This window comes from Acinetobacter sp. KB005 (assembly GCF_049949095.1).
In the GTDB taxonomy this organism is placed as follows: Bacteria; Pseudomonadota; Gammaproteobacteria; order Pseudomonadales; family Moraxellaceae; genus Acinetobacter; species Acinetobacter calcoaceticus.
This window is the reverse complement of record NZ_CP188191.1, coordinates 1,325,846-1,337,913: the sequence shown is the minus strand read 5'-3', so window position 1 is coordinate 1,337,913 and position 12,068 is coordinate 1,325,846. Positions and strand designations below refer to the sequence as shown.

Annotated in this window: 11 protein-coding genes; 6 read left to right on the top strand and 5 right to left on the bottom strand. The window is 39.2% G+C overall.

Going from position 1 to position 12,068, the window contains the following annotated elements; genetic code table 11:
* Nucleotides 1–5: 5 nt before the first annotated feature.
* The gene (locus ACPF64_RS06545; RefSeq protein ID WP_003654749.1) at nt 6–455 is read right to left on the bottom strand and encodes a hypothetical protein; all 450 of its coding nucleotides are present in this window, start codon (nt 453–455) and stop codon (nt 6–8) included.
* A gap of 148 nt (nt 456–603) precedes the next feature.
* Nucleotides 604–981, bottom strand: a complete 378-nt coding sequence (locus ACPF64_RS06540) for a winged helix-turn-helix transcriptional regulator (protein WP_003654748.1) — start codon at nt 979–981, stop codon at nt 604–606.
* A 99-nt stretch (nt 982–1,080) separates the two neighbouring features.
* On the opposite strand from ACPF64_RS06540, the gene ACPF64_RS06535 reads away from it, so the two are divergent.
* Entirely contained in the window at nt 1,081–2,091 is a 1,011-nt protein-coding gene (locus ACPF64_RS06535; protein ID WP_426455857.1) for a zinc-binding alcohol dehydrogenase family protein, read from the top strand.
* A gap of 53 nt (nt 2,092–2,144) precedes the next feature.
* On the opposite strand, the gene ACPF64_RS06530 is transcribed toward ACPF64_RS06535, so the two are convergent.
* Nucleotides 2,145–2,390: a SlyX family protein gene (locus tag ACPF64_RS06530; RefSeq protein WP_003654743.1), complete on the bottom strand. Its 246-nt coding sequence runs from the start codon at nt 2,388–2,390 to the stop codon at nt 2,145–2,147.
* 32 nt (nt 2,391–2,422) lie between these two features.
* Here ACPF64_RS06530 and ACPF64_RS06525 point away from each other — a divergent pair, with 32 nt between their 5' ends.
* The 4 genes from ACPF64_RS06525 (at nt 2,423) to ACPF64_RS06510 (ending at nt 7,587) form a co-directional block, all read left to right on the top strand.
* Complete coding sequence (locus ACPF64_RS06525; protein ID WP_056482973.1) at nt 2,423–4,333, top strand: ATP-binding cassette domain-containing protein; 1,911 nt, start codon at nt 2,423–2,425, stop codon at nt 4,331–4,333.
* A gap of 235 nt (nt 4,334–4,568) precedes the next feature.
* On the top strand, nt 4,569–5,201 hold the full coding sequence (locus ACPF64_RS06520; protein ID WP_017388434.1) for a LysE family translocator: 633 nt from the start codon (nt 4,569–4,571) through the stop codon (nt 5,199–5,201).
* Nucleotides 5,202–5,317: 116 nt separating this feature from the next.
* A complete protein-coding gene (locus ACPF64_RS06515; protein ID WP_426455856.1) occupies nt 5,318–6,253 on the top strand; it encodes a lauroyl acyltransferase in 936 nt (311 codons plus the stop codon).
* A 233-nt stretch (nt 6,254–6,486) separates the two neighbouring features.
* Nucleotides 6,487–7,587 carry a glycosyltransferase family 4 protein gene (locus ACPF64_RS06510; RefSeq protein ID WP_426455855.1) on the top strand — a complete coding sequence of 367 codons (1,101 nt, stop codon included), beginning with the start codon at nt 6,487–6,489 and terminating at the stop codon, nt 7,585–7,587.
* Nucleotides 7,588–7,641: 54 nt separating this feature from the next.
* Here ACPF64_RS06510 and gltP read toward each other — a convergent pair whose 3' ends face one another.
* Together gltP and ACPF64_RS06500 are read right to left on the bottom strand one after the other, a co-directional pair.
* Nucleotides 7,642–8,928 carry a glutamate/aspartate:proton symporter GltP gene (gene gltP / locus ACPF64_RS06505; RefSeq protein WP_003654734.1) on the bottom strand — a complete coding sequence of 429 codons (1,287 nt, stop codon included), beginning with the start codon at nt 8,926–8,928 and terminating at the stop codon, nt 7,642–7,644.
* 699 nt (nt 8,929–9,627) lie between these two features.
* Nucleotides 9,628–10,737, bottom strand: coding sequence for an endonuclease/exonuclease/phosphatase family protein (locus ACPF64_RS06500; protein WP_426455854.1), 1,110 nt, complete (start codon nt 10,735–10,737; stop codon nt 9,628–9,630).
* Nucleotides 10,738–10,924: 187 nt separating this feature from the next.
* Here ACPF64_RS06500 and asd point away from each other — a divergent pair, with 187 nt between their 5' ends.
* Nucleotides 10,925–12,043, top strand: a complete 1,119-nt coding sequence (gene asd, locus ACPF64_RS06495; RefSeq protein ID WP_003654731.1) for an aspartate-semialdehyde dehydrogenase — start codon at nt 10,925–10,927, stop codon at nt 12,041–12,043.
* The last annotated feature ends 25 nt before the right edge of the window (nt 12,044–12,068 follow it).

The window sequence follows — 12,068 nt, the reverse complement described above, 5'->3', positions numbered from 1 at the left end:
AAAAATCAGGCTTTAGCCAAGGCCAACAGATAAGCCTTCATCTCATCTAATTGTGTCGCTCTTAGGTCTGATTCCTCATCCCAATAAAGCCCTACACAGTTTGCCTGCATATCAATAGCATAAATCCCTTTTAATGCAATGGGAGAATCATTAAATTTCTCATCACCCTGAATTACTTTTAACTTGCCGTCTATAACGCGAGCACGCATTAAGGATAAACGGGCATCAGGAATCAATACACTATAATAAGCAACCATGCTGGCACGTTTTTCAGTAGCCATTGGGACATGTGTCCATTCAGGTGCAACAATTACACGTGGATGCAACCCTATTTTACGGGCTTTATCTCGCATAATACCAAGTGCCTTTTCACGTGGGCTCACTCTTAAACCAAAAATGGAGCCTAGTACGAAAAGAACAATGATAACGGTAACCCAAATTCCCATATTGTCCATAGCAAAACCTATTAATCTCTTTTATTAGAGTTGCATAAGCTGACCAGAAAACGCAAGTTACATCATAAAAATAATGCCCGATAAGATCGCAAGGCCCAAAATATCGGTATTTCAAGGTCCAAATTGCCGTGAGATTATTTAAATATGTTTAAGGGTTCTGATCGCTCGCAACCAATGTCAATTTACCAAACTGATCAAGATGGGCATCTCCCCATAATTTTAAAGCAAACAAAATTTGCTCTAGACTCCGCCCTAAATCAGTTAGAGAGTACTCAACCTTAGGCGGAACTTGAGGATAAACTTCCCGATGGATAATTCCGTCTTGTTCTAACTCACGTAACTGATTTGTCAGCATTCTTTGAGTAATGCTTGGAACACGCTTTCGAATTTCATTAAACCTTAAGGTGCCTTCATTAAATAAATGCCAAAGAATGACGCATTTCCACTTTCCATCAATCAAACTAATGGCTGCTTCAACTGAACAACCCGGAGAGCAATCAAAACTTGAATGTCGTGCTTTTGCCATTTTACAGTATCCTTTTTGACACTATGAGCGTTATTTGTCAGTAGTCACTTATTTTAAGCTTACGTTATGATCAAACTCCCAACAAGAGGAATTATTATTATGAAAGCTGTGGCATATCAAAAAGCAGGTCCCATTACATCACCAGAGGCACTGGTTGACGTCGAACTAGAGACACCTGTTGCAGAAGGTCATGATCTACTTGTCCGTGTCCAAGCGGTCTCTGTGAACCCTGTAGACACAAAAATTCGTAAGAATGTAAGCGCAGATAATAATCAGTGGAAGACTCTTGGCTGGGATGCGGTAGGTGTCGTTGAAGCGATTGGAGACAAAGTCTCACAATTTAAAGTCGGAGATGTGGTTTGGTATGCGGGTGCACTCAATCGCCAAGGCAGTAATAGTGAATTACAGTTGGTTGATGAACGCATTGTGGGCCATAAACCAAAGACCTTAGAACCAAGAGAAGCAGCGGCCCTTCCTTTAACCGCAATCACGGCATGGGAAATGCTATTTGATCGGTTACAGGTCCCAAAAGTTGCCCCAGAAAATACATCAATATTAGTGATTGGTGGGGCTGGCGGTGTTGGTTCAATCACAATTCAACTACTCAAGCAACTGACTAACCTAACGATTATTACAACAGCCTCACGAGCAGAAACTAAAGAGTGGGTTAAGCAACTCGATGCTGATTATGTACTAGATCATAGTCAACCTTTAACAATACAAATCAATCAATTAGGTTTAAATGCACCTTTATATGTGTTCTCGACTACCCAAACAGATCAACATTTATCAGACATCGTAGAATTGATTGCACCACAAGGTCATTTTGGCTTAATTGATGATCCAGCACAGTTAGATATTAAACCTTTTAAATCTAAGTCTGTATCAGTGCACTGGGAATTTATGTTCACTCGTTCCATGTATCAAACCCAAGACATGGTTAAACAAAGTGAGTTACTCAATGAGGTTTCCGAACTTGTTGACGCAGGTAAAATCAAGACGACTCTTTCGCAAGTTTTAAGCCCAATTAATGCTCAAAACCTAAAACTGGCTCACCAACAAATTGAAAGTGGTACAACAAAAGGGAAAATTGTATTGCATGGTTTTTAAGCAAAATTAATAAATATCCCCTAATAAAATGGCAAGTATTGAACTTGCCATTATTAATAGTGAGGAGGTTTATTGGTTAATGGGTCAAAAGCGGCAATACCTTCTGATAAATCCGATGATTCCATACGTTGATAAAGAAATTGCATTTGTTTTTTTAAATCAGCTATTTCTTGGGTCTGAATAGCGAGTTGTTGATTTAATTCTTCAACTAAATCATCCAAAAATGTAATTCGCACTTGCAAATCTTCAATGGGTGCGGACAATGACGCTTGATCATCATGATATGGTGGTTTAGTCATTTAAATCCTCATTTGAGATTCTGGAAAACATTATGGCCTATATTACCCTAAGGGATGTCCAACTTGCTTTTGGCGGACCTGCCCTGCTCGATGGCGCGAACTTTAATCTAGAACGTGGCGAACGAGTCTGTTTAATTGGGCGTAATGGTGAAGGTAAGTCTACTTTACTTAAACTGATCGAGGGAAGCCTATTACCAGATTCTGGTGAAGTTTCCATTCAAAATGGTCTAACTGTTTCAATGTTAGCCCAAGACGTTCCAATGGACTCTGGCAAAGTAGCCGACATTGTGGCAGATGGTGCAGGAGAAGCAGCAGAAGTACTCAGAGCTTATCATGAAGCAACTGACGCTTGTATGCTAGGAGATATGGAAGCCTGTGACCGTATGGGTAACCTTCAGCATAAGCTAGACCAATTAGACGGTTGGGCACTCGAAAATAAAGTAAATGCTCTTCTAAGCAAAATGGGTCTCGATCCAAATGCCGACTTAGCAGACCTGTCTGGTGGACGTAAGCGCCGTGTTTTATTAGCTCGCGCTCTATTGACACAACCAGATGTATTACTTCTAGACGAACCAACGAACCATTTAGATGTTGAAAGTATTGAATGGTTAGAAAAATTTTTACTGGATCAAAATAATTTAACGCTTCTGTTTATCTCGCATGACCGTTCTTTTGTAGATAGCATTGCAACTCGAATTGTAGAACTCGATCGAGGCGTTTTACGCACTTATGAAGGTAACTATTCACGTTATTTAGAGCTTAAAGCTCAGCAAATGGAAGCCGAAGAAAAACAGAATGCTTTATTTGATAAAAAACTAGCTGAAGAAGAGGCTTGGATTCGCCAAGGTATTAAGGCACGTCGTACGCGTAATGAAGGCCGTGTTCGTGCCCTAAAAGCCTTACGAGAAGAATCTAAAGCACGCCGCTCACAACAAGGCAAAGTGAGTATGGCAACTCAAGATGCAAATCGTTCTGGTAAATTAGTATTCGATATCGAACATTTAAGCGTATCTTATGGTGACAATCTACTCATCAAAGATTTTTCTGCCCTTGTCATGCGCGGTGACCGTATTGGTTTAGTCGGCGATAACGGTGTTGGTAAAACGACATTGATTAAAGCTATTTTAGGTACAATCGAACATGGCGGTTCAGTTAAAACAGGCACACAGTTAGAAGTTGCTTATTTTGACCAGTTACGTAATGCCTTAGACCTTGAAAAAACGGTAATGGCCAACGTTTCAGAAGGCTCTGACTTCGTTGATGTGAATGGCAACCGTCGTCATATCTACAGCTATCTACAAGACTTCTTATTTTCACCTGAACGTGCTCGTACTCCAGTAAAAGCACTTTCTGGTGGTGAACGAAATCGTATCTTACTGGCTAAATTGCTGCTCAAACCATCCAATCTAATTGTAATGGATGAGCCAACCAATGACTTGGATATGGTAACCCTTGAGCTACTTGAAGAAATGTTAGCCGAATACAAAGGCACTTTGCTTCTCATTAGCCATGACCGTGCGTTTATGGATAACGTAGTAACATCAACGTGGGTATTTGATGGTAAAGGCAACATTGCAGAGTACATCGGTGGATATCAAGACTATTTGCAACAGCGTCCAGATGATAAAGTTGTAGACCAGAAATCTGATGTAAAAAAAGCTCAGGCAAAAGCTGAAGCTGAAAAAGCCGCAGCTCAGAACAGTGTTAAAAAAGTAAAACTGAGTTATAAAGATCAGCGTGAACTTGAACAATTACCCGCTGAAATTGAAAACTTAGAAAAGGAGCAAGCAGAACTTTCTGAGAAACTTGCAGATGGTTCATGGTTTGTTAAAGATGCTGATGCAGCAACAAAAGCAAGCCAACGTCTTACAGAAATTGACGAGTTATTACTTGAAAAATTGGAACGTTGGGACGTGCTTGAACAAATGAGCAAAGGAAACTAATCAGCTTTACTTTGCTAAAAAGAACGTAAAAAAGAGCCTCCTTAAATTAAGGGGGCTCTTTTTTTATATTAAGAATATAAGCTTTTTTAAAATCAAAGCTTATACATCACATTCCTATAATGGATTATATCTTCGCTATTTTCAGTATTTTAAAAATAGCCTTGTGCTTGAATATAAGACTTCTAAAAATAATTATGTTATACCTAACAGCATAATAATATTGGAGTGTTTTCACATGCTAGAGCTTTCTCAAATTTTGGCATTTGGACTAATTTGTTTGGCGATGGTACTCACTCCTGGCCCCAATATGATTTACCTTATTTCTCGTTCGATTTGCCAAGGGAAAACCGCTGGATTTATTTCTTTAGGTGGGGTAGCTGTAGGCTTTATCTTTTATATGCTTTGCGCATCTTTTGGTATTACGGCGTTAATTGTAGCTGTTCCCTACGCCTATGACACTATTCGTATTGCGGGTGCAATTTATTTACTCTGGCTTGCATGGAAAGCATTACGCCCAAATGCCTCACCTATTTTTAATGTAAAAGATTTATCAGTAGATTCCCCAGCTAAACTCTTTTTAATGGGTTTTGCCACAAACTTGCTTAATCCTAAAATTGCCATTATGTATTTATCTTTACTGCCACAGTTTATTCACCCACAACAAGGCAGTATTTTATGGCAATCAATCCAACTTGGTACGATTCAAATTTTTGTAAGCGTTTCAGTAAATGCTCTTATTGTACTTTCTGCGGGTAGCATTGCACTTTTTCTACAAGAAAAGCCTCTTTGGGCAAATATACAACGCTGGCTCATGGGAACTGTATTAGCCGGACTCGCTGTTAAAATTCTTTTAGAAAATCGCCGATAAACCAACCTTCTTATTTCCAAACCTCTTAACACTCAATTGAACAGTGTATTACGACGATAAATTCAGTTCGTGATACACTTTTGCCAGTTTTAATTTTTTGAAATCTTTATATCGTTATGAGCCAAAAGCAGTCTTATACGCCCGGTGAGTTTCAATGGTCCTTTTTATTGCCTAAATATTGGGGTGTTTGGATTGCTATTGTTTTTTTAATGCTTTTGGCTATTTTACCATGGGCCATACAATGGCGTCTGGCGCATAGCGTAGCTCATCTGGCTTGGAAATATCTAAAATCACGCCGTAAAACCACTATTCGTAATTTAGAAGTCTGCTTTCCTGAATGGTCTACCGATAAAGTTCAACAGCAAGCTCAACAAGTTTTTGTCGATATGATGCTTGGCGTGTTTGAAACCTTAAATGCATGGTACAACCCGCGCTGGTTTAAAAACCGAGTCACTATTGAAGGTTTAGATCACATTACCGATGCCCAAGCTCAAGGCAAAGGTGTTTTATTACTGGGGACTCATAGTACGCTTCTTGATGCAGGCGGCTATCTTTGTGCTCAATATTTTGAACCTGATGTTGTCTATCGCCCTCAAAATAATCCATTACTCGATATGCTTATTTATCGTTGCCGTGGCACCATCTATAAAGCACAAATCGATCATGACGATATGCGTGGTTTAATTCGTCACCTTAAAGATGGTGATGCAATTTGGTATAGTCCCGATCAAGACTTTGGTTTAAAACAAGGCGTTATGGCACCTTTCTTTGGTGTACCAGCTGCCACAGTCACTGCACACCGCCGCTTATTAAAAATCTCAAAAGCAGTCGCCGTGCCTTTATATTTCTACCGTCATGGGGATATTAAGAACCCCAAATATCATGTTCTGATTGAACCTGCCGTCGACAATATGCCAAGTGATGATGAAGTTGATGATGCAACACGCGTCAATAAAATTATTGAAAATCAGCTTCGAATCGCACCGACGCAATATATGTGGTTCCACCGTCGCTTTAAAACACGTCCTGAAGGATATGAAGAAATTTATTAAATAATCTTCCGTAATTACCGCATCATAGTTATAAACATCTAAATAATATCCAGTATGTACTATCGTGCGAAGGCGACAAGGATGTCGCCCGTTGAACTACGACATCATGGATGTGTCGTTAATCCAACAAATGGTTTTGTTACTTTTGCCAAAACAAAAGTAAGGAGTAAACTCCAAATATTGAATGAATAAACTGCAAGACCTCGCTTTGCTACAACCTAAAGGCAAAAATAATGAAAGTGATGCAACTTCTCCCAGAACTCAATAGCGGTGGCGTAGAACGCGGCACACTTGAAATCGCACGTGCGCTTGTTGCACAAGGCCATCAGTCTATTGTTGTGTCCAATGGCGGGCGCTTAGTTTCACAGCTCGAAGCTGAAGGTTCTACTCACCTAACACTACCGATTCATAAAAAGTCACTTTCAAGCTTGTGGCAGATTCGGCCTTTACACCAGCTTATTGAACAGCATCAACCCGATATTGTTCATGTACGTTCTCGTGTACCCGCATGGTTAACTCATTTTGCTTTAAGAAAAATACCTAAAAATAAACGCCCTCACCTCATTAGCACGGTACATGGCTTCTACTCAGTCAATCGTTATAGCGCAATTATGACTCAGGCCGAGAAAGTCATTGCTGTTTCTGATAGCGTGGTCAAATACATCACTGAGCATTATAAAAGTTGCCCACCACAAGATATTGTTCGGATTTATCGAGGGATTGACCAAGCTGCTTTTCCGCATAACTATCACCCTCCAGCACAATGGTTCAATCAAGTTTTTAATGACTTTCCTGAGCTCGAAAATAAATTTTTACTTTGCTTACCCGGCCGTATTACACGTTTAAAAGGCCATGAAAGCTTAATTGAACTTATGCAAAAACTAGGTGAACAATATCCTCAACTACATGCGGTTGTAGTCGGCGGTGCTGATACAAAAAAACAGGCCTATTTAAGTGAACTGCAAAGCACCATTCAAAGTAAAGGTCTCGCAGATAAAATTACCTTCGTAGGACATCGCTCAGATATACGTGAATGGCTCGCTTTTAGCGATATTGTGCTCTCTCTATCCAATCAAGCAGAAACATTTGGCAGAACAGCCTTAGAAGCGCTCTCAGTAGGTACGCCAGTCATTGGCTGGAACCGTGGAGGTGTTGCCGAGATTTTATCTAATGTGTATCCACAAGGTCTTGTTGAAGTAGGAAATGAAAAGGTTTTAGTGGAAACTGTGGAACAGCATATTGAACAGCCTCAAGTCGTTGCCCCTGTTACCATGTTTAGCTTGAAAGACATGTGTGATCAGACACTGGCACTATATGAATCTATACTGAAATAACCTCATAAAAAAACCCGCGATCAACGCGGGTTTTTACTACAATAACAAGGCAGATTATTTATAAGTTGCCTCATAAGCTGCTGCTTTCTCGCTGTCGTATTGTTTTTCCCATTTACTAATCACAAGTACTGCAAGTGCATTACCTACAACGTTCAATGCGGTACGCGCCATATCCATGATACGGTCAACACCAGCAATAAATGCTAAGCCTTCAAGTGGAATACCAACTGTATGTAACGTAGCTAATAACACCACGAATGATACACCAGGAACACCAGCAATACCTTTAGAAGTAATCATTAAGGTTACAACTAAAAGAACTTGTTGACCAATTGACATGTCAATACCATAAAGCTGCGCAATAAAGATAGCAGCAATACTTTGGTAAAGTGTTGAACCGTCAAGGTTAAATGAATAACCCGTTGGAATTACAAAACTAGAAATTGCTTTTGGTGCACCGTAGTCTTCCATTTTTTGCATAATACGCGGTAGAACAGTTTCCGAGCTCGCTGTTGAGTAAGCTAAGATCAGTTCATCTTTCAATATCTTCATTAGAATAAGGATATTGATACCGAACATTTTTGCAGTGATTCCTAAAACCACAAAAGCAAAGAATAAGATAGCTACGTAAACTAATACCACTAATTTAGCTAATGGAATTAATGATGCGAAACCGAAGTTCGCAACAGTTACAGCGATCAAACCAAACACACCAAATGGTGCATATTTCATAATGATGTGTGTCACACGGAACATTGTTTCTGACACAGCATGAAATACGCTTAACAATGGATCTTTGGTCTTCTCTGGCAATGAAGATAAACCAATACCAAATAACACGGCGAAGAAAATCACTGGCAACATTTCGCCATGTGCCATCGAGTTAATAATATTGGTTGGAATCATTGACAAAACTGTCTGTACCAAACCATGCGATTGAGAACCAACTTCTTGAGCTGTACTCTTATATTGAGAAATATCGGTTTGAACCAGTTGAGACATATCAATGCCTGAACCAGGATGGAAGATATTTGCTGCAACCAAACCAACTAAAATGGCAATCGTGGTAATAATTTCAAAATAGAGAATGGTTTTAAAACCAAGACGCCCTAAACTTTTCGTACTGCCAACACCTGCAATACCTAAAATTAAGGTAGAGAAAACGATTGGAATAACAATCATTTTGATCAGGCTAATAAAGATCTTACCCATTGGCGTAAGAACATTATTCACAATACTATCTTTGATTTCAGGCTGGTTATGTAAAACAGCCCCTACAACTATCCCTAGGACTAAAGCAATTAAAATTTGCCAAGCAAGGCTAAATTTAAAATTCTTCATAAGACAATCCTTATGCACCGCAAAGTATCAAATATGAGAGGGAGAAGACCACTAACTAAGAGTGAAACCTCAATATGTACAATAATTTCCAAACAGAAATTTAAATGCACAAACAAATCACAACTCGCCGATCCGGCGAAATAAACAACAATGCCTGTTGACGATCCAACATGTCAACGATCGGCACATTCTATTGAGATTTGCCAATTAAACAACCCCAATTTATATCTAAATAGATCAAAGCCTATATTTATTCATCAATAATCTATAAAAACAAAAACTTATCAAAAAAAAATTTTTATCTATTTTTCATTTAAAATTGCTCAGATATATAAAGAACTTATGAACTCTTACCTACAGTTAAATAGATTTTTAAATTAAGATTAACTTAACAATATTTCTTGTATTTGCCATGAATTAAATGAGGTATATATAAAATATTAACCCGAGTTCTGCGTCCTGCAAAACTCGGGTAAATGAGGTTGTGCTTTCAGGTTAATCGTTATTTTTATCGTTTCCGTTCCAACATCTGATCCGTGATGCTTATTCCATATCAGCTTAGTGTATCCTTACGTGGGATCGTCCATTCCCGTTTCCGTGTGCCGATGAATGTAGAATAAGGTTTTTATACCCCTCTGCCTATTGGCCCTAGACTCAAATCTTTGTACGATATTGCTTACATCGATTTTTATATGCTTTTTATTTATAAGGCTGTGCGATTTCATCAGTCACAATTTTTTCTTCTTTTTCAGCCTTGGCAATTCCTTCTTGTATAGCGCTTTGAGCCTCTTCTTCATCATTTTGGGTTTGTTCCAATTCTTCTTGAATTTGTTCAAACACCCGACCGGTCTGCAAAACGACATATACTGGAAAATGATCCGATCCAATATGTGGCAACCGTTTCATTTTAACTAGACCAAAATCAGTACTATGAAAAATATGGTCTAAAGACCAACGCAGCAATGGATAATCTGCATGGAAGGTATTAATAAAATGACGACCAACCCGGGGGTCAAGTAACCCGCTAATCCGCTGAAATAACCGAGTAGTACGTGACCATGCTACATCGTTTAAATCCCCCATCACAATACAGCTTTCATCTAAGTCCTTAATCTGATCTCCAACAATTAAAAGCTCTGCATCACGTAGTGTTGAATCTTTCGCCTCGGTTGGACTCGGTGGCTTAGGATGCAAACAATATAACTGAACTGGCATACCAGATCGTAAAGTTACAGTGGTGTGAATTGAAGGAATTTCATCACTCAAAATAAATTTAACTTCTGTATTTGATAGAGGTAAGCGACTATATAAATGCATTCCATATAAGTTATCTAAAGGCACAGGAACACGATGAGGATAATCTTCTTCAATTTCTTTTAAAGCATTTTCCCATGTCTTGTCACTTTCCAAGGTAAGCAATAAATCAGGTTTTAATGTCCGAATCTGTTCAAGAAGTAAATGATATTTATCATTAGGGGTTAGAACATTCGATACAATCAATGAAATCTGCTTTTGAGGGTCTAATTGAGACCGCCTCACCTGCTTAACCTGTTTTTTCCAAAATAGGGTATAAGGTAAAACCATTTTAAGCTGATAGGCGATGGCAGCAATGAGCGCAGCAAGCAATATTTCACGCCATAGATTCCATTCGGTAGGCCAAAACAGCATACCCACAAAGGCCAATAAACCAATAAATAGAATCTGTAAACGTGGGAAGTCGGCTCCGCGAAACCACCACTCATCACGAGGAATAAGTGACCAGAAACTTAACCAAATCACCAGACTAGCTAGAACTTCGATATAAATCATTGAATTTTCTCTTTTAAGATGATTTGTTTTTTAAAGTTTTTGTCATCTTTATCAATTTTGTATGTAACATAAACAAGATATTCTACTCAATAAACATGGTGTTTTGTTTCTGTAACGCTTGCAGTTGTGGACACTTTTGATACACTCAACTCCCCCTAACAATTTTAACGCACCGAGGCAAAATGACATGAAAGTAGGTCTGGTCGGTTGGCGCGGGATGGTCGGTTCCGTCCTTATGCAACGTATGGTTGAAGAGAATGATTTTGCTCATATTGAGCCATTTTATTTCTCTACCAGTAATGCAGGTGGTGAAGCTCCTTCATTTGGTGGTAAGACTGCCCCAGCACTTATGGAAGCTACAGACATTAATAGTCTGAAGCAAATGGATGTCATTATTACCTGTCAAGGTGGTGACTATACGTCTGAAGTTTTCCCACAGTTAAAAGCAACTGGCTGGAATGGCTACTGGATTGATGCAGCCTCTACTTTACGTATGTCAGATGACGCAATCATCGTTCTTGACCCAGTAAACCTTAACGTTATCAAAGATGGTTTGGCTAACGGCACTAAAACTTTCGTAGGCGGTAACTGTACTGTATCGCTTATGTTGATGGGTTTAGGTTCACTTTTCCAAAACAATTTGGTGGAGTGGATGACTGCTATGACTTATCAAGCAGCATCAGGCGCTGGCGCACAAAACATGCGTGAGCTAATTACTGGTATGGGCTACTTATATAACAATACCAAAACGTTGCTAGATGATCCTAAATCTGCAATTTTAGATATTGACCGTCAAGTTGCCGAGTTACAACGTGGCGAAGGTTTCCCATCTGCTAACTTTGGCGTGCCATTAGCTGGATCGTTGATTCCTTACATTGATAAGCAACTTGAAAGCGGTCAGTCAAAAGAAGAATGGAAAGGTCAGGTTGAAACCAACAAGATCTTGGGTAATTCACAAATTGTTCCTATCGATGGTCACTGTGTCCGTATTGGCGCGATGCGTTGTCATTCTCAAGCATTGACGATCAAGTTGAAAAAAGATGTCCCGCTTGATGAAATCGAAGATATGATTCGCACTTCAAACCAATGGGCAAAAGTTGTACCAAACACTCGTGAAGCGTCTATGACTGATCTTACACCTGTTGCTGTAACTGGTACTTTAACTGTACCTGTCGGCCGTTTGCGTAAACTTAACATGGGTAAAGAATATTTAGGCGCATTCACAGTAGGCGATCAGTTACTTTGGGGTGCTGCTGAACCTTTACGTCGTATGTTACGTATCTTAGTAGAATACAAAAGCTCATAATTTGGTCTGAATTATTCAGTCAAAA